Genomic DNA, 21,594 nt, shown 5'->3' on the forward strand with positions numbered 1-21,594 from the left:
TGATTTATTCTTTATAAACAAGTATTACTGAAAATAACTGAACTGACATGACAGATAAAAAACGCATCTATATCGCCTACACGGGCGGTACCATTGGTATGAAAGCAAGCAAACAAGGTTACGTACCGGTAAAAGGCCATCTAAGCGATGCCATCTTAAAAACACCAGACTTTCATCGCAGCGAAATGCCAGAATTTGATATTAACGAATATCAGCCTTTAATCGACTCTTCCAATATGGCACCAAGTGATTGGCAACGCATCGCTGATGACATTAAAGCAAACTATGATGATTACGACGGTTTTATTGTCTTACATGGCACAGACACCATGGCATATACCAGCTCGGCTTTATCATTCATGTTTGAAGGGTTAACTAAGCCAATTATCATTACGGGCTCACAAATTCCTTTTAGCCAATTACGATCAGACGGCCAAGTAAATTTACTTAATTCGTTATTTATTGCCGCCAATTACCCAATTAACGAAGTGGGTTTATATTTCAACAATAAACTCTTTCGTGGTAATCGCAGCATTAAGGCGTATGCCGATGGTTTTAACGCTTTTGATTCACCAAACATGGCGCCGTTATTAGAGGCAGGCATTAACATCAAATTAGTTTCAGGAAAGCTTAGTGATGAGACTCAGCAAACCATGCTGCCACTAAGTTTAAGTCAAATAACGCCACAACCCATTGGCGTTGTCCATTTGTATCCGGGGATCAGCAGTGAATTGATCGCAAACGTTATTCGACAACCAGTTAAAGCGCTAATTTTACGAAGCTATGGTGTTGGCAATGCGCCGCAAGATGAACAATTACTCGATTTATTAAAGCTTGCCCGTGAACAAGAAATTGTCGTGGTTAATTGCAGCCAATGTATTCAAGGCACCGTTAATATGGACGGTTATGCAACAGGTAATGCGTTAAGCCAGTGTGGCGTGATCAGTGGTTTAGATATGACCTTAGAAGCCACTTTAACTAAACTACACTATTTGCTGTCGCAACAGCATGATTTTGAGACCATTGGCAAGTTAATGCAACAAAATCTTCGCGGGGAATTAACGCCACTTAAGCATTAACATCACTTAAACATTAACACCACTTAAACATTAACACCACTTAAACGTTAGTACCGACAAGCTTATTCAAGGCAAAACAAATAACATAATAAAAGCACTCCAAGGAGTGCTTTTTTAATTTCTGTTCAAACGTTTAGCATGCTACTACGCACAAAAGATAGGTTTAATGCGTTCAATATAATGAATATCGTCGTTATCAACACGCCCTACTTTTAACCACTCTGTAAGCAAAGCAGGTAAATCAACTTTACCACCACTTAACATTTGATTTTGCATCAAGTTAACTTGCACCGCTAAACGTTGCTCATTAAATTCATTCGGCGACTCTATACCTGCCAATATTTCTAACTCTAGTGTTTTATCGGCGCGCGCTAGTCCTTTATTAGACTTGGCAACAACCGCCAGTTTTTTCTGCCAACTTGCCGGTAACTCGTTAAATTGTGTTAGTTGCTCAAATTCAGTATTTGGGTCTTCGGCAAGCGTTTCCAATACATAAAAAAGTAGTTGCCACTGTTGTGTCACTTGGCTTTGTTTTGCCGATTCAATAGCGTTTTTAATGCTAAGTGAAAATGACTCTATCGCCTTAACAACGCCTTTAAGAATAGGTTTTTGTTGTAAAACATTGCTTAGTAACTGATCCGATTCTGCTAATAAACTTATCAACGTTTTGATATCAGCATTAGCGTCGAATTTCTGTTGAATGTCGGTTAGCTGTTGCTGAAAATCTTGCTGTAATTTCGCTTGCGTGTCTTTTTCAATCGCTTGAACTTGTTCACGCTTAGCAAAAATATCATCATTTATTTTTCGAAACGACAACCACAGCTTGTTTTCATCTTTTGGTCCACAATAGCCAATCTGTTTCCACTTAGCTTGTAAGTCTTTCACTTGGTTAACCACTGAAAACACATCTTCTGAATCAGCTAACTCTGTTACTTGTTTGATAAGCTGACGTTTCAATGCGCCATTGTCGTTATGGTACTGCGAAATAGCGGTTTTAAGTGGTTTTAAAGTTTCGTTAAACTCGTGCTGTAAATCTTTATACGCTTGTCGGTCTACTTCTCCAGCGTCTTTCCATTGCTGTTGGAGTTTATTTAATTGACCATCAATCGCTTTCCATTGTGATAAATCAAGGCCCGCTTGGTTAGTTATAAATTCTTGTACAAAGCTTTTTGCATTTTCAATAACTTGCTTACGCGTCGTTAAGTGTTGCTCGCGCAGTTTTTCTTGCTCTGCGTAAAACAAACGACACGGCGCAAACGCTTTTTCACAGGCTTCGTTAAACGCGTGATTAAGATCTTTATCAATATCGTCATCTGCATGCCCTAATGAATTCCAGGTACTGCGAAACTCTTTTACTTTTGCCGCTTGTGCTTTAGGGTTATCTAATGGCGTTGAAACAAGTTGCAAGATCTCTTCAAGTAACTGTTGTTTTCGAGGGGTCGCAATATAATGTTCCCAATCGCTCAAATCAGATATTTTTTCTGAAACACCTTCGTATTCGCGCTGCAGTTTTTGCTGTTGTTTATTATCTAGTTTGGCAAACAGGCTATCAACGCGTTTAAATACGCCAAACGCCGCGTTATATTTACCGGAATTAATTAACCGCTTAACATCGTTAATTTTCTTTTGTGTCTGTGAAAACAACTGGCGCTGCTCAGCAAAAAGTGGCTTTAAGGCAACTTGCCACTGCTTGGTGATTTCTGTGTGTGCATCAGCAATAGACTCTGGTAAAAAGCCTGCCGCATTTTTCTCAACTTGCTGCCAATCTTTTTTCCACTGATCATAGCTAGGCAGTTTGTCGTTAAGCGCTTCCACTGTCGTAGGTACCGTCAATTGAGATATTTTCGAAATTAAATGCGTAGCTTGTGTCACCGACTCAGCGATCATCGGCAGCTGCGTTAATTTATGGCTTTGCTCAGCTAACGTTTTAAGGAAGGTGTTCTTATCTTTTTGCTCTAAAACAGACTCATTAATAGCTGTTGTTAGCTGCTTAATTTGTTGCTGATAGTCGTCATTGTCAACCGTTTCATTATTGAAAATAGCTGTCGCTAATTTTTGACTAAGTGCGGCGATTGATTGTGTATAAGTTTGCTGCGCTTGAAGTTTAGCTTGCGCTAATTCACGAACAATTTTCGCTTGCTCAAAATCTTCAGCTTTTTGGGCAAATGCTTTATCAATTTGAATGCTAATTACATCGAACTTCTCTAAAAATTCTTGTTGAACTTGTTCTGAAAGACAGTCAAATTCGGCCTTAGCACTTTGCCATTGCCCAATAAGTTCTTCTTTTTTAGCCAACATCTGCTCATAATCATTAGCATCTTTTAATGACAATAATTTAGACAAGGTTAGTTGGGTTGTTTTTTGCAGTTTTAACGGTTTTTCAGCCGCTTCACGTAAGTTATTGAGCTTATCTAACACTAATTGCTTAATGTCTGCCTGCTGCGTTTTTTTCGCAAAACGTTCAAGTGTGGCGACATCATTGGTTTGTTCAACAATATAACGCTGAACGTCACTATTTTGTTTCTGGTTAAAAACACTGACCAGCAATTGCGGCTTAGCTAATTTTTCTAGCATCGCAATGATAAGTTCTGAGTGACTCGCATCAGTACTGCTTAACCAAGCTTCAAGCTGTGACTTATCTGTTGCTGATTTTAAATAATCAAGTTGCTGGGCTAAGTTAAGCTTTAGTTCGTCTTGACCAAGTAATATTGCTTGTACTTTTTTATTGGCAAAATTACGTAATTTTTCAAGTGAGTTTTCTTTACTTGCTAATAGCCACTGGTCAAAGTTGTTTAACTTAATTAACACTGCTCGACGTACTAAGTCGCTTTCGTCATTTGCGAGTAAGTCGCTAAGGGTTTTAAGCTGTTCGGCGTTATCTAAAGATAATTCGTTTTGCACGGCAAGTACACGAACACTTGCATCTTTGTGTTGCCAGTTAGATTTGAAAAATTTGGAAAAGATCATAGTTTGGAAAACCTAGCAATACTTTGAGTATCGTTTTTATTTTGAGTGAATTCGTCTTTTAATGCGCGTTTAGTTTTGTGAACAATTTCGCCATCAGAGCCAATGGTTAGCATTTGATCTGAGTCTAAATGTCGCGATTGATAAGCCATACTTAATTGAATCGCTGACGCTTGCTGCTCAGCGTCCACTTTATTGCCTTCTGGCCACCGCCCTGTTTCTGCAGCATGTTTTAAGCGTAAATACATTTCTTCTGACATATTGTCGACGATGTTAATTAAGTCCATATTACTTATTACTCTTTTTCAGAAATATCAGGCGGATACGTGTGATAATGTATAATACAAAACCAATAAATGTGCTCGCTAAAGCGCCGTTGTATTGCCATGAACCCGGTTGGGCATTGTACCAATAGAGAAACAAAAAACCGCCGCAAAAAAGTAACATTGCAATAAATGATTGGTTCATCAACTTCTGTGACTTTTCGATAATGGTCGTCTTTCTGATGGTCAACAATTTTTCTTCAGAAAGCTCACTCATCTCTAACTGACAATGTGAACAGATTTTTGCTTTGTCGGAAATCTTCTTTTTACAACTTGGGCAATTGATAACAGCCATGCTTTACTCGTGTGAACAATTTAGCGTTATTATATTCAAAAAAAACACCCTTGCGGGTGTTTTTTTAAGGCTTTTTATAAAAATGTTGATAAAAGCTAATTGATATCAAATTCAACGTATCAATTAGGATTTGTTTTTCCACAAATCAGCATTTTTAATACCAAGCTTTTCAGGATCGAACGTGTAGGTTTCAACACCTTCTTTTTGTTGGCGTTCATAGTCTTTCAAGGCTTTTATTGCAGGTTTAGCCATGAAGAAAATAATAATAATGCCAATAATGTTTAACCAAGCCATCATGCCAACACCAACATCACCTAATCCCCAAGCAATGTCTGCCGCTTTTACTGTTCCGTAAAAAGTAGCCCCCATGATCATTACTTTAAGTAAAAAAGTAAGCGCTGGAATTTTAAGGGTACGCTTGATATAGGAAACATTGTTTTCGGCAATAAAGTAGTAAGCCAAGATAGTTGTAAAGGCAAAGAAGAATAAAGCTAAAGCGATAAATGGTTTTCCTAACCCCGGCAACATACTGTCGACAGCAATTTGCGTAAACGCTGGGCTATTAGCTGCTACATCGGCAGCAACATTTTGCACGATAAACGTAGCGCTACCTTCTAACTGTACGTTGTAAGATTGGGTAATTAAAATCATAAATGCTGTTGCAGAGCAAACAAACAAGGTATCGATATAAACCGAAAAGGCTTGTACTAAACCTTGCTGTGCAGGATGTGCCACTTCAGCGGCAGCGGCTGCATGCGGACCAGTACCTTGACCAGCTTCGTTAGAATAGACGCCACGCTTTACGCCCCAACCAATAGCCGCACCAACACCAGCCATAGGTGAAAATGCATCGGTAATGATCATCATAAAAATGCCCGGCAAACGATCGATATTTAACGCGATCATGGCAAAAGCAATAATAATATAGGCAAGCGCCATAAATGGCACCACAACTTGGGTGAAGTTCGCAATGCGTTTAACACCACCAAAAATGATAAAACCTAACAGTAAAACAATACCAACAGCAGTATAAATTTTAGCAGAGCTAATTGGGCCTAAAGCTGTATCAATAATAACGCCAGCGCCAAATGCCATTTCAACGGCATTACCAATACTGTTTGATTGCACTGTCGGTAACAATAACCCACAAGCAATGATTGTCGCGATAGCAAATATCCAGGCATACCATTTTTGACCCATCGCTTTTTCGATGTAGTACGCTGGACCACCACGGTAAATACCGTCTTCTTCTTCTTTATAAATTTGTGCATTGGTAGATTCAATGTAAGCAGTTGCGGCGCCAAAAAATGCAACAACCCACATCCAAAATACTGCACCTGGGCCACCAAAACCAATAGCAGCAGCCACACCGGCAATATTACCGGTACCAACTCGACCAGATAAAGAAACAGCTAACGCTTGAAAAGATGAAATACCTTTTTCAGAACTTTTGCCCGACAAAAGTAGTCGCCACATTTCGCGAAAATGACGTACTTGCACAAAGCGCGTTAACACACTGAAGAAAACACCTGCACCAAGGCATAAATAAATTAGCCATGGGCTCCATATAAAACCATTAAGGGTATTTACGAAATCTTGCACAATAACTCCTGTTATTAAGTATTTTTATTATTTGACTAGGCTCTTAGTTCATCTACAACATGGTAAATCGCTGACAAAACGTCTCGACCAAACAAATGGCTACGAACATCAGACCAACCTACGCTGTGATCAGGCAATAAATCGTTATCTTTAAACGGCATTTCTATCGTGTAAGCCAAACAATTAAATTGTTCACCAACCCAGTTTGTCGCAACTGTTGGATTGGCTTGACCTGGTTCATCTTTATCGTAACCAATATCGTCTTGAAATTCGGGAGTAATGTTTATTAACACTTGTTTAAATTTGTTGGCTAAAGCTTCGTCTTTGTCAGTATAGGACGGATTTCCTTCACAGCCAGCAACAAAGTTATAAGGAAGTGCTTCATCGCCGTGAATGTCTAAAAACATATCGACGCCAATTGCTAACATTTGCTCACGCACTAAAAACACTTCTGGGCTTTTTTCCATTGAAGGCTTTAACCATTCACGGTTTAAGTTGATTCCTGCGGCATTGGTACGTAAGTGACCACGGTAACTGCCATCGGGGTTCATATTGGGCACGACATAAAATACCGCTTTATTAAGCAGAGCACGAGCAGCGCCGTCATCTTCATCAAGCAGTCTGTCTAAAAAGCCTTCGATAAACCATTCTGCCATGGTTTCCCCTGGGTGCTGTCTTGCCGTTAGCCATACCTTTTTCTTACCTTCACCCTCTTCACCAATTTTGAGCATGCTAATATCACGACCATCTAAGGTGTGACCTAAGATCTGTAATTGGCAATCAATATCAAGTTGTGCGTTATGAATAAGATCTTGGTGGCGCTCATATGAATAAGGGCAAAAATAAGCAAAATAAACTGAGTCGTATTCTGGTGTTAAAGTGATGCTGAGGGTATTACCGTCGTATTGAGTTGGCACACGAAACCAATGTTCACGATCATATGATGCAACCGCTTGGTAATTTTCCCAACCTTCAACATAAGCGGCTTTACCCGCATTGGTAATGTTTAATGTGTGCTGACAGCGATCAGTATTATGAAGTTTGAAGTGAAACCACTGGTAAAACTCTGAATCATTATCATGTTTGATTTCTAATTCAATATTTTCAGGGTTGGTCGCGTTAATAACGCGAATATTTCCGCTATCAAAATTATCAGATATTTTTGGCGTGTTTTGAGCAAGAATAGGCATAATTTGTATCAATTATTTTTTAGAATAACTTAGTGTACACAATCCTAATGCAAAGCTAAAGCGTTCTAAAATACAAACCCAATTCCGAAGAATATCCTATAGAACTATACTTTATAGTATTATCTTCACTTACCACATAATAACTGGGATAACCTTTTATTCTAAAACTTTGTTTTACTTGTTCGTTACCTAAGGCAATAGGCATGGTTAACTGGTGTTCTTTAGCAAAGTCTTGAACTTGTTGTTTATCAACAAAATCAAGTGCAACAACGACAATATTAATTTGATTATTGTTTTGATATAACGTCTGTAAATTGCCAATACTGGCATGACAAACTTGGCACCAAGGCGCAAAAAAATAATAAACAGTAGAAGCGTTATTAATGTGGGTTGAATGAAGTTTAGCGCCATTTAAATCAATATCTTCGCCATCAAGCGTGGTTAATGGCGTAGACAACTTATCTAATGCAGTCGCGTTGCCAAGCATGTCATAAGATTTAAACGCAGAAATACATAAAAATATGGTAATAAAAACCAAACTTTGTAATAGCAAGTTTCGCAACAAAACGCTTTCCGATAAGTGAACCTTGCTAATAAGACCGAGCAAACCGTGAATTTTTTTCAAAAAAAAATCCGAAAATTAATTTCGGATTTTATCACATCAATTACAGGGCTGAGCTTAACCGATTTTAGTGACACCTTTCATATAAGGTTGTAATACGGTTGGCACTTCAATACTACCATCAGCTTGTTGGTAGTTCTCTAAAATAGCCACTAAAGTACGACCTACCGCTAAGCCAGAGCCGTTTAGTGTATGAACTAATTCAGGTTTGTTCGTTTCGCTGTTGCGATAGCGAGCTTGCATTCTGCGCGCTTGGAAATCCCCCATGTTTGAACAAGATGAAATTTCACGGTAAGTATTTTGCGCAGGTAGCCAGACTTCAATATCAAACGTTTTTGTTGCACTAAAGCCAATATCACCAGTACACAAAACTACGGTACGGTAAGGTAGCTCTAGTTTTTCTAGAATTTTTTCCGCGTGACCCGTTAATTCTTCTAGCGCTTGGAAAGAGGTTTCAGGCTTAACAATTTGGACCATTTCAACTTTATCAAACTGGTGCTGGCGAATTAAACCACGAATATCACGTCCATAAGAGCCAGCTTCACTGCGAAAACATGGTGTATGAGCTACCATTTTGATCGGTAATTCCGCTTCTTCTACAATTTCGTCACGCACTAAGTTTGTTAGCGGTACTTCTGCCGTAGGAATAAGTGAGAATTTTTTATTCGCTAAGTCAGTATGGAATAAATCTTCACCAAACTTAGGTAATTGACCGGTACCGTATAACGAGTCGTGATTAACAAGGTAAGGCACATACATTTCTTGATAACCGTGCTCTTCACCATGCATATCAAGCATAAATTGCGCTAGTGCACGGTGCATTTTTGCAATTTGACCGCGCATAACCGCAAAGCGTGTACCAGACAATTTAGCACCCGCTTCAAAGTCTAAACCTTTATCAAGCGCTGTAGCGACATCAACATGATCTTTTACGTCAAAATCAAAAGTACGTGGCGTGCCCCAACGTTTTATTTCAACGTTATCGTCTTCGCTTTGACCTTGCGGAACTGAATCATCAATAAGGTTAGGGATCGCTGAGGCAATCGCATCAATTTCTGCTAAAACCTTGCTTTGCTCTTCTTTTGCCGCTTCTAAATCTTCACCTAACTGATTAACTTCAGCTAATAAAGGTTGAATGTCTTCGCCGCGCGCTTTCGCTTGGCCAATTGATTTAGAACGTGTATTGCGCTGACTTTGTAAATCTTGGGTTTTAATTTGAATCGCTTTACGTTGCTCTTCTAACGCAGCAAGCTGTTCAATGTTTAAAGTAAAACCACGTTTTGCTAATAATGCTGCGGTTTCGGTTAAATTTGCTCTAAGCAGTTTTGGATCAAGCATGATGCATCACTTGTAAGTATAAAAGTTAAAAAATAAGTTAATGGTTAGCAAAATAGTTATTTGCTAAACAACGAGACTATATACATGCCTACACCCGCTGCCAAAACACACAAGCAGACATTGAGTAGCACGTTAGCCATCGCTTTAAATAATTCGCCTTGTTGCATAAGCAACAATGTATCTAATGAAAAAGTTGAAAAGGTGGTAAATGCGCCTAAAAAGCCAATACCTATCAGTGTTCGATAAACACTAACTTCGATAATACCTTCTTCAATTAGTCCGTATAATACTCCCATTGTTAGGGAGCCCAAGATATTAACCGCCAGCGTTGCAAAAGGGAATCCTTTTCCTAGCCAATTTAAAATTAATTGCGACAAGTAAAAGCGTAAACTGGCGCCGCAAGCGCCACCTAAAGCAACAAAAGCATATAAGGTGTAATTACTAATAGCGCTGGACATGACTTTGCCTATTCAAATTGGTTAAATATTCGAGTTTTTGTTTAAGTTGTTTCTCTAGACCTCTTTCGGTCGGCTGATACAGGCTTGTATCGCTAATTTGCTCGGGAAAATAATTTTCACCCGCGGCAAAGGCGTTTTCCTCATCATGCGCGTATCGATATTCCTGACCGTGTCCTAAACCTTTAGTTATTTCACTGGTGGCATTTTTAAGGTGTAGCGGCACATCTAAATGCGAGGTTTGTTGAGCAAGTGCTTTCGCTTGGCTAAAAGCCCGATAAACCGCATTACTTTTTGGCGCTAGAGCCATGTAAACGCAGGCTTGAGCAATTGCCCTTTCACCTTCTGAAGGACCAACGCGATGGAAAGTATCCCATGCATTTACCGCCAATTGCATCGCTCTTGGATCGGCATTACCAATATCTTCACTGGCTATTGCCAACAAACGACGAGCAACATATAACGCATCGCCGCCACCGGTTAAAATTCTTGCATACCAATACAATGCTGCATCGGGATCTGAACCGCGCACTGATTTATGGAAGGCACTGATCAAATCATAAAAGGCATCACCGCCTTTATCGTATAAGGCAACTTTATTGCCAGCAACTTGTTTAACTATTGCTAACGATATCGTTTTCTTGTCGGCATCGCCAGTGGCGATATCAATACTATTTTCAAATAAATTTAATAACCTACGAGCATCACCACTAGCAAGCGCAATTAATTGTCGATGTGCTTCGTCATCAATTTCAATACAAGCTGGCAGTGCTGCATCGTTATTTACATATGTGATTGCGCGCTCTAACACCGCGGCTAAGTCTGAGTCAGTGAGTTTTTTTAAGGTATATAAACGCGTGCGGGATAACAGTGCTTGGTTTAACTCAAAGGCTGGATTTTCAGTCGTCGCACCAATAAAGATAACAGTACCGTCTTCAATAAACGGTAAAAATGCATCTTGTTGGCTTTTATTAAAACGATGCACTTCATCAACAAATAATACCGTGCGTTTTTGGCTTAACGCTGCTCGCTGCTTAGCATTGTCAATTGCCTGTCTAATTTCCTTAATGCCAGAGGTAACCGCAGAAACTCGTTCAATTTCGGCATCGGCGTGATTGGCGATAATTTCAGCTAAGGTCGTTTTCCCTGTGCCGGGAGGCCCCCAAAAAATTACAGAATGGCAATGTCCTTGCTCAACAGCAACTCTAAGCGGCATACCCTCGCCTAATATATGCCCCTGACCTTGGTATTGTGCTAAGGTGCGAGGTCTAAGCTTGGCAGCTAAAGGTTGAAAATCAACTTGGCTTTTAGGCTCATCGCCAAAATCAAATGGTAAGTTACCATTATCGTTGGTCATCTAACTCAACGCCCTCAGGTAAACTAAATTGAAATAATGAAGGTTCTGGCATTTCACTAATATTGACATCAGTTAAGTTAATCGTACTTAGCTGCCCAGTTGAGTCTTTGATCTTAATAATTGAGATTTTATCATCTGTAAAATACAAACTCAGGCTTTTGACCTGACTGTTAACATCTTTGGCTAACACTTCAAATGCATCCGTTTGAATTTGCTTAACCTCAAAATTATTCCACAGGCTTTTATCATTATTTGTGAGCAACAAAATCGGCGTATTAGCAATCGCATTCGCCAAGGTATGCGCGCTAGCTTGTTCAATAAAAGGGTCAAAAAACCATAAAGTGTCGCCGTCAGAAACAATTAAGGTTTCATCAGGTGTTTGTGTATGCCAACGTACTTTATTTGGCTTTGACAAAACAAACTCGCCTGTACCTTCTTGTAACGCGTTACCTTCTTCATCAAATACTTTCTGACTAAAGTTCGCCGTTAGGTAATTGATTTTATCCAGTTTCTCTATAAGTCGACTTTTACCATCGGCAATAGGCTGCTCGATGGTAACGATACTATTATTTGTCTCATTAGCCCCGCTAGGCAATGCAATAATTGATGAGGATAACAGCGCGGATACACTAATAAATGTTAGTGTTTTCTTAAAAAATAACATAGCTGGGGAATTAATCCTTAATCGGTGGTGGCGCTAAAACTTCACGTGCGCCATTGTGACCTGGTGTACTAACCACGCCCTGAGTTTCCATATCTTCAACAATACGGGCGGCGCGGTTATAACCAATTCTAAATTTACGTTGCACACTTGAAATTGATACACGTCGTGTTTCAGTAACAAATGCTAGAGCTTCATCGTAGAGCAAATCAAGTTCAGACTCTTGTCCTTCTGCTTGCTCGCCTGGTAATAAAATTTCTTGTTCGGTATCACCAGAAGTTATTTCTTCGATATAATTTGGCTCACCACGTTCTTTCCAATCATTCACAACCGCATGTACTTCATGATCGTCAACAAAAGCGCCATGTACACGCGTTGGCACACCTGAGCCCGGTGGTAAATAAAACATATCACCCCAACCTAGAAGTTGCTCAGCGCCTTGCTGATCTAATATGGTACGAGAATCAATGCGAGAAGACACCTGCAACGCCATGCGGGTTGGAATGTTAGCTTTTATCAAGCCAGTGATAACATCTACTGATGGTCTTTGTGTTGCTAAAATTAAGTGAATGCCAGCCGCACGTGCTTTTTGCGCGATACGTGAGATAAGCTCTTCAACCTTTTTACCCACAACCACCATCATATCGGCGAATTCATCAACAACCACAACGATACTCGGCAGCTTTTCAAGCATTGGAGGCGTTTGATCTAAACCATCGGTTGGCTGCCATGTTGGGTCTATCATCGGCTCGCCATCTTCAATTGCTTGTTTTACTTTTGCGTTAAAGCCTTTAAGGTTTCTAACCCCAAGTGCAGACATAATTTTATAACGACGTTCCATTTCGCCTACACACCAGCGAAGTGCATTAGCAGCATCTTTCATGTCGATAACAACTTCAGACAGCAAATGTGGAATGCCTTCGTAAACAGAAAGCTCAAGCATTTTAGGGTCAATCATGATCAAGCGTACATCTTCAGGAGAAGATTTATAAAGTAAACTCAAAATCATGGTATTAACCGCAACCGATTTACCTGAACCTGTTGTACCGGCTACAAGTAAATGTGGCATTTTTGCCAAATCAACAACCACCGGGTCGCCAGCGATATCTGCGCCAACAGCCATAGTTAATGGCGAACTGGAGTTGATAAACTCGTCGCTAGAAATGATATCTCGTAGTGGGACAATTTCACGGTGTTTGTTTGGCAACTCTAGGCCAATAACCGATTTACCTGGAATAACTTCAACAACGCGGACACTTTTAGCGGATAATGAGCGCGCTAAATCTTTTGATAGGCCAGTAATTTTACTGACCTTAACACCAGGCGCTAAATCTAATTCAAAACGCGTGATCACAGGGCCTGGAAATACTGAAACAACTTGCGCAATAACGCCAAACTCTTTGAGCTTGATTTCGACTAAACGGCTTACTTGGTCTAAATCTTCTTGAAGGATTGGGTTTTCTGCTTTGTCTGGTCGGTCTAATAATTCAAGCGACGGCAAACCCTGATATTTATCAACGCTAGTGTCTAAGCCTGGAATATGAATGTCGTCACTTAATTCACTATTATTTTGACTAGAATTATTTTCAGCAACTTCAATTTTTTCTAACTTTTCAAAAGCAGCGGCAACCTCATCAGCGCTAACGTGCTCTTGAACATTAATCGCTAATGGCTCTTCCATTAAATCATCGATTGAAACAAATGGTTCAGCGCGGTTGTTGTTATCAAATGGAATTTCATCACCAATGTGTATATCTTCATCAACATCCGTTTGACTTAATGAGGCAAAGGCTTCTTTTACTTGTGCTGGTTCTTCTTCAACTACTTGCACTTTATGAGTTAATTGCTTTTTAGCTTTTGTTTTAGATTTCTCTTTTACTGAAATTTTTTCTTCAACAATTGTTGTTGCCTGTTCGTCACCCGTACCAAACTTTTCTTGAATAATCGCTGGTAAATTAAATAGATATTGCACGAACGCGATAGTGTATGCACCTAAACTGTCGATAAAACTTAACCACGAAAAACCGGTTAGCAATACAAACCCTGTTAGACAAAACATAACAAAAAGTAAACTACTGCCGACAAAAGAAAAGTATGGTAATAAGCTTTGGCTGATGACATCGCCAATAATACCACCGGCGGAAAAATGAAATATGTCATCAAAATTCATACTGGCAATAGCCGTCATGCCAATATAAAACATAATAAAACCGATAAACTTCAACCCTAACGTTAAATAGTCGATTTGCATTAAGCGATGATATTTTTGAAACAATAACCAACCGGTTAATGCGATAACAATAGGTAAACTGTAGGCTATCAGTCCAAAAAGGTTTAACAGTATGTCAGAGAGGTATGCGCCAACTGCGCCACCTAAATTTCGAATCGGTGTTTCGTAACCTGTTTGTGCCCAGCCGGGATCAGCTTGGTCAAAAGAAAACAACGCTAACATAATAAACATCGAGAAAACGCAAGACACGAGTAAACCCGCTTCTAATAAACGTTGCACTCCTGTTAACTTGTTTGATTGCGGTTCAGGTAAAGTAGAAGAATCTGTGGACAATATATTAACCATGGAAATTTTATTTATTATTACGACTAAAGTATCAAATTATCGTTATGAATTATAGCTATTGAATACGCTTTTAACGTTTTATTGGTAACAAATTGCTTGTTTTGACTTCTTCCATTACCACATAGGTTCTACTTTCACTTACTGCCGGTAAAGTTAACAAGGTACTGCCGAGCAACTCACGGTATGCCGCCATATCCGAAACCCGTGTTTTTAGTAAAAAATCAAAATCGCCAGACACTAAATGACACTCTTGAATAACATCGATATATTGTACTGCTTTGGAAAAGTCGTCAAAAACGTCAGGACTGGTTTTGGTTAACGTAATTTCAACAAATACCAACAATGCAGCTTCTAACTTATAAGGGTTTAATTTTGCGCTATAGCCCGTGATATAACGCTCTTTTTCAAGCCGCTTTACTCGTTCTAAACACGGCGTTGGACTAAGCCCTACTCGCTTAGACAATTCAACATTGGATAATCGACCATCTTTTTGCAGTTCAACCAAAATATTTTTGTCGATACGATCCAGTTTTTTGTCTTGATTAACGCTCATTTTATTTTTAACCATGATTACTAACTTCAACAGGATTATATACTTTTTTTTCAAAAATAACGACAGGTTACTCTAATAAAACCTAACTATACTAGTCACATCTAATTACAACAGAAGATGAACTTATGATTATTGGTGTACCAAAAGAAATTAAAAACCACGAATACCGCATTGGTTTAACCCCTGCAGGCGCAAAAGAGTTAGTTGTTAATGGTCACGATGTGATTGTTGAAAACAATGGCGGTGCTGCAATTGGTTTTGAAAACGAACAATATATAAATGCTGGCGCAAAAATTATCGATTCTGCTGAAGAAATATTTGCAACCGCTGACATGATAATCAAAGTAAAAGAGCCACAACCTGTTGAATGTAAAATGCTACGCCCTGGCCAATTATTATTTACCTACCTACATTTAGCCCCAGATCCACAGCAAACAGAGTTATTGGTTGAATCTGGCGCAACCTGTATTGCCTATGAAACAGTAACGGCAAACGAAGGTGGCTTACCTTTATTAGCACCTATGTCTGAAGTTGCTGGGCGTATGTCTATTCAAGCAGGTGCGCACGCATTAGAAAAAGCACAAGGCGGTTTAGGTGCATTACTGGGCGGCGTTCCTGGTGTAGCGCCAGCTAAAGTACTTGTTGTTGGTGGCGGCGTTGTTGGTACACAAGCTGCGCGTATGGCAGTTGGCATGGGCGCAGACGTTACAATTTTAGATCGCTCATTACCTCGTTTACGCCAACTAGACACAGAATTTGATGGTCGTTTAAAAACCGTATTTTCAACAGCTGATGCGATGGACCAATTAATTGTTGAAGCAGATTTAGTGATTGGCGCGGTATTAATACCAGGCGCAGCAGCACCGAAACTTGTCACTAAAGAACATATCAAGAAAATGAAAAAAGGCGCGGTTGTAGTTGACGTTGCAATTGACCAAGGTGGTTGTTTTGAAACATCAAAAGCGACAACTCACCAAGAACCCACTTATGTTGTAGACGACGTAGTGCACTACTGCGTTGCCAATATGCCAGGTGGTGTTGCTAGAACGTCTACCTTAGCGTTAACCAATGCAACTATGCCTTTTGCCGTAACGTTAGCCAATAAAGGTGCTAAACAAGCCTTATTAGATGATGAACATTTAAAAGCTGGCTTAAACGTTCTAGGTGGTAAAATCACTTACAAACCAGTAGCTGATGTATTAGGTTATGACTATGTAACGCCTGATGAAGCAATCGCTACGTTGTAAGCAATTAAAAATTAAATGCTAAGCGTAACGCCACTATTTATCACAAATAGTGGCGTTTTTATTTTTGGCGATTAAATAACCTTAACTGTTCACAATACTGCGCGTTTTAGTGCTTTTTAATCATTTATTTTCTTAAAAGTTATTTTACACCTTGAGATATTTCCTTAAGATCCCAATCAATAAGTTATTATTACGATTTTATCTGTTAAATCTTTTCTATTAGAAATTGGAGTACTTCATGAGTGAAGCAAGACATTGCCCATTACTGATCTTAGGTTCAGGCCCAGCAGGCTACACAGCAGCAGTTTACGCAGCTCGCGCAAATTTAAAACCAGTAATGATCACCGGCATGCAACAAGGTGGTCAATTAACCACAACAACAGAAGTTGAAAACTGGCCTGGTGATGCTGATGATTTAACTGGTCCAGCATTAATGGAACGTATGCAAAAGCATGCAGAAAAATTTGAAACTGAAATCATTTTCGACCATATCAATGACGTAGACTTTAGCGAGCGCCCATTTAAATTAAAAGGCGACAGTGGCAGTTACACCTGTGATGCGTTAATTATTTGTACTGGTGCCTCAGCACAATATTTAGGTTTACCGTCTGAAGAAGCGTTTATGGGTAAAGGTGTTTCAGCCTGTGCCACTTGTGACGGATTTTTCTATCGTAACCAAAAAGTTGCGGTTGTTGGTGGTGGTAATACTGCTGTAGAAGAAGCACTGTACTTGTCTAATATCGCCTCAGAAGTTCACTTAATTCACCGCAGAGACACGTTCCGCTCAGAGAAAATTTTAACTGACCGTCTTTACGATAAAGTAAAAAATGGCAATATCGTTTTACACTTAGATCGCACCTTAGATGAAGTTTTAGGCGATAATATGGGCGTAACTGGCGTTCGCATTAAAGATACTAATTCTGACGCTACCGAAGAGATTGATGTAATGGGTGCGTTTATTGCGATTGGTCACAAACCAAATACTGATATTTTTAAAGACCAACTTGATATGAAAGATGGCTATTTAACCATTCAAAGTGGCACAAATGGCAACGCAACACAAACCAGTGTTGAAGGTATTTTTGCTGCCGGTGATGTTGCCGATCATATCTATCGTCAAGCAATTACGTCTGCTGGTGCAGGTTGTATGGCCGCATTAGATGCAGAGCGCTATTTAGACGCTAAGTAAATTCCTTTCTTGAGAGTTTATTCATTATGAGCCAGCCCCTTTATTATTTAGATAAGAAGAGTCTGGCTTTTCCTTCCTTAACTGATGCCTTAGACGATCCCAACGGTTTACTTGCAGTTGGCGGCGATCTCACCCCAGAGCGTATTGTTAATGCTTATAAACTCGGAATATTTCCTTGGTTTAGCGAAGGAGACCCTATTTTGTGGTGGTCCCCTAACCCTAGAGCCATCATTAAGCTTGACCAATTAAGAGTTAATAAAACCTTAAAAAAATTCCTAAAAAAAAGCCCCTATAAAGTATCGGTTAATAAAGCCTTCAGCCAAGTTATTGATTTTTGTGCCAACGCACCATTTCGTAGCAATGAAACTTGGATAGTTCCAGCAATGAAATTTGCTTATAAAACACTAAACAAGCAAGGTTACGCTCACTCTATTGAAGTTTGGCTAGATGATGAACTTGTTGGCGGTTTGTATGGCATAGCAGTCAATGGTTACTTCTCTGGCGAGTCAATGTTTTATCGAAAAAGCAATGCCTCAAAAGTTGCTTTAATTTATTTAGCCCAATTATTAAAACCGTTAGGAACCACATTTATAGATTGCCAAATTACCAATAGTTTTCTAGCAGACATGGGCTGTATAGAAGTAGAGCGTGAACAATTTGTACAATTAAAAGCGCAAGCACTTAAAAACCCAGTAGAAAGTAGTTTTTGGCGCGCACGTTATCTATAATAAATAAATGAATACAAATTATCAGTTTGGTTTAACACGCGATTTTCCTTGTAGTTATTTACCAGATAGAGAAGAAAAACTACTTGTTGCCGTCGATCCTAGGCTCAATAATGCGCAAAGCTACGAATTATTGATGAGCCAAGGATTCCGTCGCAGTGGCGATCAGGTATATCGTCCTCAGTGCACAAATTGTCAGGCTTGCCAATCTATCCGCATTTTAGCGTCACAATTTAAGCCATCTAAAAGCCAGAAGCGCTTATTAAAGAAAAGTAGCCACTTTACGTTAAAGCTTTCAAAGCAACAAAAACCCGAGTACTTCCCTTTATATGAAAAATACATAAATACCATTCATCAAGACGGAAGTATGTTTCCAGCAAACGTTGAACAGTACAGTAATTTTATTTTAAATGATTTTACCGAGCAAATATTTATTGAACTTTGGCATGACGACGTTTTAATAAATGTTGCCGTAACCGACCTACTGTCTGACGCACTATCAGCCGTTTATACATTTTATGACCCAGACTATAGAACCAGTGGTTTGGGTGTATTGTCTATCTTAAAACAAGTTGAAGTGAGCATCAGTTTATCTAAGCAATTTTTGTATTTAGGGTATCAAATTGATGACTGTCAAAAAATGAATTACAAAAACCGTTTCTTCCCTCATCAACGATTATGGGAAAATTCGTGGCAAACAGTAAATAAATAACCACAATTCCTTTACTTTAGCTGATGATTTCGGCATTATCTGCGCAGCTTTTTATTAATGCACAATTTTAGAGGTTTAACGCCCAATGGCGAAAGAAGAAAATATCGAAATGCAAGGCACTGTTTTAGACACTTTGCCAAATACCATGTTCCGCGTTGAACTAGAAAATGGTCACGTTGTAACTGCACATATCTCAGGTAAAATGCGTAAAAACTACATCCGTATTTTAACAGGCGATAAAGTGACTGTTGAATTAACACCTTATGATTTATCAAAAGGTCGCATTATTTTCCGTGCTAGATAAAATCTAAGAATTCTCATCATAACTGATGAATTTAACTCGGTGTTGTACCAGTTAAATAGATAAAAGTAAAAAGCCCTGTACCTTTATAAATAAGTACAGGGCTTTTTTTATGCGTATTCAATTAGCCTTAGTGCTCAACTAATTCCTTTTTCTTTTCAAAAATAAGATTAAGTTGGTCCTTCTTAACGCCTACTTTAACCACACCGCCATGGGTTAGTTCACCAAAGAGTAGTTCATTGGCAAGCGGCTTTTTCAGTTTTTCTTGAATTAAGCGCGACATCGGACGAGCTCCCATCGACTTATCATAACCATGTTCTGCTAACCACTTCTTAGCATCTTTAGTTAGTTCAAGTGATACGCCCTTCTCATCGAGTTGTGCTTGTAATTCAACAATAAACTTATCAACAACTTGTTGGATAACTTCAGTAGATAAATGATTAAACCAAACAATATTATCTAAGCGGTTTCTAAACTCAGGAGAAAATACGCGGTTAATTTCATCTTTTGCATCAAAGCTATGATCTTGTTGTTTAAAACCAATAGACTGACGCGTAGTTTCTGCAACACCGGCATTGGTTGTTAATACTAAGGTCACGTTTCTAAAGTCTGCTTTGCGGCCATTATTGTCAGTTAACGTGCCGTGATCCATTACTTGCAATAAGATGTTATAAACGTCTTGATGAGCTTTTTCAATTTCATCAAGTAACACTACCGCATGAGGATGCTTAATCACTGCGTCGGTTAATAAACCACCTTGCTCGTAACCAACATACCCTGGAGGCGCACCAATTAAACGACTTACCGCATGTTTTTCCATATACTCTGACATGTCAAAACGCAGTAGCTCTACACCCAAAACTTTTGCTAATTGCTGAGTAACTTCGGTTTTACCAACACCGGTAGGTCCGGCAAATAAAAATGAACCAACGGGTTTTTCTTCTGAACCTAACCCAGCACGCGACAATCGGATAACTGAGCTTAATTCATCAATGGCATGATCTTGGCCAAAAACCACTAACTTCAGGTTTCTATCTAAAGTTTTTAGGTTATCTTTTTCCGTTGAAGAAACAGATTTTTCCGGTATACGGGCCATTTTTGCCACAATATTTTCAATATCGGTATTGTTGATGATCTTTTTACGCTTTGACGGCGCAACTAGTTGCTGCTTCGCCCCCGCTTCATCAATAACGTCAATGGCTTTATCAGGTAAAAAGCGCTCGTTTATATATTTAGCAGACAACATAGCTGCCGCACGCAAGGCTTTGTTGGTATAACGAATGCCATGATGGTGTTCGTATTTATCTTTTAAGCCTTGTAAAATCTTAGTGGTGTCATCAACGCTTGGCTCAATCACATCAATTTTCTGGAATCGGCGCGCTAAAGCACGATCTTTTTCAAAGATGCTTTGATATTCTTGATAGGTTGTTGAACCAATACAGCGGAGTTTTCCTGCCGATAATAACGGTTTAATTAAATTAGACGCGTCCATCATGCCACCAGAAGCCGCTCCTGCGCCTATAATGGTATGAATTTCATCAATAAACAAAATAGCATTGGTATCGTTTTCTAAGTCTTTCAATAAGGCTTTAAAGCGTTTTTCGAAATCGCCACGATATTTTGTTCCTGCTAGCAGTGCGCCCATATCCAAAGAATAAATAGTCGCGCCTTCAAGAAAATCAGGGACTTTTTCTGAAATCACTAAATTAGCTAAGCCTTCTGCAATTGCAGTTTTACCAACGCCTGCTTCACCGACAAATAACGGATTATTTTTACGACGGCGACTTAACACTTGCAAGGTACGCTCTAATTCTTGGGTTCTACCAATTAGTGGATCGATATTTCCTTTTTTGGCTTCTTCATTTAAGTTAGAAGAGAAGTTTTCAATGGTACGAGGCTCTTCACCTTCGTGCACTTCAGTTTCTTCTGTGCTTGGTTGTTCTTGGTTTTCAACTTTGCCAATGCCATGAGAAATAAAATTAACAATGTCTAAACGACTAATGTCAGATTTTTTAAGGAAGTATGCGGCTTGAGATTCTTGTTCACTGAAAATCGCTACTAAAACGTTAGAACCATTAACTTCGCTTTTCCCTGACGACTGTACATGGAAGACAGCACGTTGCAATACTCTTTGAAATCCAAGCGTTGGTTGAGTCTCACGCTCATCTTCTCCTAACGGTATGACCGGTGTGGTTTCCCCGATAAACTCTAAAAGCTCTTTTTTTAACTTGAGCATATCAGCACCACAAGCTTTTAACGCTTCAATAGATGAAGGGTTATCGAGCAAGGCTAATAATAAGTGCTCCACTGTCATAAACTCGTGTCGTGACTCTTTCGCTTGGCGGAAGGCTAAGTTCAATGAAATTTCTAAGTCTTTATTTAGCATAGGCTACTCCACTTTAAACC

19 protein-coding genes are annotated in these 21,594 nt (G+C 39.3%); 6 read left to right on the top strand and 13 right to left on the bottom strand.

The window, feature by feature from the left end; all coding sequences use genetic code 11:
- Positions 1-47: 47 nt before the first annotated feature.
- Positions 48-1,079 carry an asparaginase gene (gene ansA / locus ACRRSQ_RS15800; RefSeq protein WP_440876733.1) on the top strand — a complete coding sequence of 344 codons (1,032 nt, stop codon included), beginning with the start codon at positions 48-50 and terminating at the stop codon, positions 1,077-1,079.
- A gap of 144 nt (positions 1,080-1,223) precedes the next feature.
- Here the strand turns inward: ansA and ACRRSQ_RS15805 are convergent, their stop codons facing one another.
- The 12 genes from ACRRSQ_RS15805 to lrp all read right to left on the bottom strand — a co-directional run bounded on the left by ACRRSQ_RS15805 (position 1,224) and on the right by lrp (position 15,029).
- Positions 1,224-4,046, bottom strand: a complete 2,823-nt coding sequence (locus ACRRSQ_RS15805) for a DUF349 domain-containing protein (RefSeq protein ID WP_440876734.1) — start codon at positions 4,044-4,046, stop codon at positions 1,224-1,226.
- Positions 4,043-4,330: a YeaC family protein gene (locus ACRRSQ_RS15810; RefSeq protein WP_440876735.1), complete on the bottom strand. Its 288-nt coding sequence runs from the start codon at positions 4,328-4,330 to the stop codon at positions 4,043-4,045. Before ACRRSQ_RS15810 ends, ACRRSQ_RS15805 begins: the two co-directional genes overlap by 4 nt.
- Position 4,331: 1 nt before the next feature.
- Entirely contained in the window at positions 4,332-4,661 is a 330-nt protein-coding gene (locus ACRRSQ_RS15815) for a hypothetical protein (protein WP_440876736.1), read from the bottom strand.
- Positions 4,662-4,784: 123 nt separating this feature from the next.
- Positions 4,785-6,263 carry an alanine/glycine:cation symporter family protein gene (locus ACRRSQ_RS15820; RefSeq protein ID WP_440876737.1) on the bottom strand — a complete coding sequence of 493 codons (1,479 nt, stop codon included), beginning with the start codon at positions 6,261-6,263 and terminating at the stop codon, positions 4,785-4,787.
- A gap of 35 nt (positions 6,264-6,298) precedes the next feature.
- A complete protein-coding gene (locus tag ACRRSQ_RS15825; protein ID WP_440876738.1) occupies positions 6,299-7,453 on the bottom strand; it encodes a M14 family metallopeptidase in 1,155 nt (384 codons plus the stop codon).
- A gap of 55 nt (positions 7,454-7,508) precedes the next feature.
- Positions 7,509-8,078, bottom strand: a complete 570-nt coding sequence (locus tag ACRRSQ_RS15830; RefSeq protein WP_440876739.1) for a TlpA family protein disulfide reductase — start codon at positions 8,076-8,078, stop codon at positions 7,509-7,511.
- A gap of 54 nt (positions 8,079-8,132) precedes the next feature.
- Positions 8,133-9,413, bottom strand: coding sequence for a serine--tRNA ligase (serS, locus tag ACRRSQ_RS15835; protein ID WP_440876740.1), 1,281 nt, complete (start codon positions 9,411-9,413; stop codon positions 8,133-8,135).
- Positions 9,414-9,469: 56 nt separating this feature from the next.
- Positions 9,470-9,871, bottom strand: coding sequence for a fluoride efflux transporter CrcB (gene crcB / locus ACRRSQ_RS15840; protein WP_440876741.1), 402 nt, complete (start codon positions 9,869-9,871; stop codon positions 9,470-9,472).
- Complete coding sequence (locus ACRRSQ_RS15845; RefSeq protein ID WP_440876742.1) at positions 9,855-11,225, bottom strand: replication-associated recombination protein A; 1,371 nt, start codon at positions 11,223-11,225, stop codon at positions 9,855-9,857. Before ACRRSQ_RS15845 ends, crcB begins: the two co-directional genes overlap by 17 nt.
- Positions 11,212-11,889, bottom strand: a complete 678-nt coding sequence (lolA, locus tag ACRRSQ_RS15850) for an outer membrane lipoprotein chaperone LolA (protein ID WP_440876743.1) — start codon at positions 11,887-11,889, stop codon at positions 11,212-11,214. Before lolA ends, ACRRSQ_RS15845 begins: the two co-directional genes overlap by 14 nt.
- Positions 11,890-11,899: 10 nt before the next feature.
- On the bottom strand, positions 11,900-14,449 hold the full coding sequence (locus ACRRSQ_RS15855) for a DNA translocase FtsK 4TM domain-containing protein (RefSeq protein ID WP_440876744.1): 2,550 nt from the start codon (positions 14,447-14,449) through the stop codon (positions 11,900-11,902).
- 82 nt (positions 14,450-14,531) lie between these two features.
- Positions 14,532-15,029, bottom strand: a complete 498-nt coding sequence (gene lrp, locus ACRRSQ_RS15860) for a leucine-responsive transcriptional regulator Lrp (protein WP_440876745.1) — start codon at positions 15,027-15,029, stop codon at positions 14,532-14,534.
- A gap of 110 nt (positions 15,030-15,139) precedes the next feature.
- Between lrp and ald the strand changes: the two genes are divergently transcribed.
- The 5 genes from ald (at position 15,140) to infA (ending at position 19,191) form a co-directional block, all read left to right on the top strand.
- Positions 15,140-16,261 carry an alanine dehydrogenase gene (gene ald / locus ACRRSQ_RS15865; RefSeq protein WP_440876746.1) on the top strand — a complete coding sequence of 374 codons (1,122 nt, stop codon included), beginning with the start codon at positions 15,140-15,142 and terminating at the stop codon, positions 16,259-16,261.
- Positions 16,262-16,499: 238 nt separating this feature from the next.
- The gene (gene trxB, locus ACRRSQ_RS15870; RefSeq protein WP_440876747.1) at positions 16,500-17,450 is read left to right on the top strand and encodes a thioredoxin-disulfide reductase; all 951 of its coding nucleotides are present in this window, start codon (positions 16,500-16,502) and stop codon (positions 17,448-17,450) included.
- Positions 17,451-17,476: 26 nt separating this feature from the next.
- Positions 17,477-18,178, top strand: coding sequence for a leucyl/phenylalanyl-tRNA--protein transferase (gene aat, locus ACRRSQ_RS15875; RefSeq protein ID WP_440876748.1), 702 nt, complete (start codon positions 17,477-17,479; stop codon positions 18,176-18,178).
- A gap of 7 nt (positions 18,179-18,185) precedes the next feature.
- Positions 18,186-18,887, top strand: a complete 702-nt coding sequence (locus ACRRSQ_RS15880) for an arginyltransferase (protein ID WP_440876749.1) — start codon at positions 18,186-18,188, stop codon at positions 18,885-18,887.
- A gap of 85 nt (positions 18,888-18,972) precedes the next feature.
- Positions 18,973-19,191 carry a translation initiation factor IF-1 gene (gene infA / locus ACRRSQ_RS15885; protein ID WP_011043571.1) on the top strand — a complete coding sequence of 73 codons (219 nt, stop codon included), beginning with the start codon at positions 18,973-18,975 and terminating at the stop codon, positions 19,189-19,191.
- Between the two features lie 127 nt (positions 19,192-19,318).
- On the opposite strand, the gene clpA is transcribed toward infA, so the two are convergent.
- Complete coding sequence (clpA, locus tag ACRRSQ_RS15890) at positions 19,319-21,574, bottom strand: ATP-dependent Clp protease ATP-binding subunit ClpA (protein WP_440876750.1); 2,256 nt, start codon at positions 21,572-21,574, stop codon at positions 19,319-19,321.
- Between the last annotated feature and the right edge of the window lie 20 nt (positions 21,575-21,594).

The sequence above is a fragment of the Thalassotalea sp. PLHSN55 genome (assembly GCF_052030545.1).
In the GTDB taxonomy this organism is placed as follows: Bacteria; Pseudomonadota; Gammaproteobacteria; order Enterobacterales; family Alteromonadaceae; genus CANMXU01.

Excerpts from the sequence above, each read along its gene's own strand:
- ansA (WP_440876733.1), top strand. The coding sequence starts at position 48 with ATGACAGATAAAAAACGCATCTATATCGCCTACACGGGCGGTACCATT.
- ACRRSQ_RS15805 (WP_440876734.1), bottom strand. The coding sequence starts at position 4,046 with ATGATCTTTTCCAAATTTTTCAAATCTAACTGGCAACACAAAGATGCA.
- ACRRSQ_RS15810 (WP_440876735.1), bottom strand. The coding sequence starts at position 4,330 with ATGGACTTAATTAACATCGTCGACAATATGTCAGAAGAAATGTATTTA.
- ACRRSQ_RS15815 (WP_440876736.1), bottom strand. The coding sequence starts at position 4,661 with ATGGCTGTTATCAATTGCCCAAGTTGTAAAAAGAAGATTTCCGACAAA.
- ACRRSQ_RS15825 (WP_440876738.1), bottom strand. The coding sequence starts at position 7,453 with ATGCCTATTCTTGCTCAAAACACGCCAAAAATATCTGATAATTTTGAT.
- serS (WP_440876740.1), bottom strand. The coding sequence starts at position 9,413 with ATGCTTGATCCAAAACTGCTTAGAGCAAATTTAACCGAAACCGCAGCA.
- crcB (WP_440876741.1), bottom strand. The coding sequence starts at position 9,871 with ATGTCCAGCGCTATTAGTAATTACACCTTATATGCTTTTGTTGCTTTA.
- ACRRSQ_RS15845 (WP_440876742.1), bottom strand. The coding sequence starts at position 11,225 with ATGACCAACGATAATGGTAACTTACCATTTGATTTTGGCGATGAGCCT.
- lolA (WP_440876743.1), bottom strand. The coding sequence starts at position 11,889 with ATGTTATTTTTTAAGAAAACACTAACATTTATTAGTGTATCCGCGCTG.
- lrp (WP_440876745.1), bottom strand. The coding sequence starts at position 15,029 with ATGGTTAAAAATAAAATGAGCGTTAATCAAGACAAAAAACTGGATCGT.
- ald (WP_440876746.1), top strand. The coding sequence starts at position 15,140 with ATGATTATTGGTGTACCAAAAGAAATTAAAAACCACGAATACCGCATT.
- trxB (WP_440876747.1), top strand. The coding sequence starts at position 16,500 with ATGAGTGAAGCAAGACATTGCCCATTACTGATCTTAGGTTCAGGCCCA.
- aat (WP_440876748.1), top strand. The coding sequence starts at position 17,477 with ATGAGCCAGCCCCTTTATTATTTAGATAAGAAGAGTCTGGCTTTTCCT.
- ACRRSQ_RS15880 (WP_440876749.1), top strand. The coding sequence starts at position 18,186 with ATGAATACAAATTATCAGTTTGGTTTAACACGCGATTTTCCTTGTAGT.
- infA (WP_011043571.1), top strand. The coding sequence starts at position 18,973 with ATGGCGAAAGAAGAAAATATCGAAATGCAAGGCACTGTTTTAGACACT.
- clpA (WP_440876750.1), bottom strand. The coding sequence starts at position 21,574 with ATGCTAAATAAAGACTTAGAAATTTCATTGAACTTAGCCTTCCGCCAA.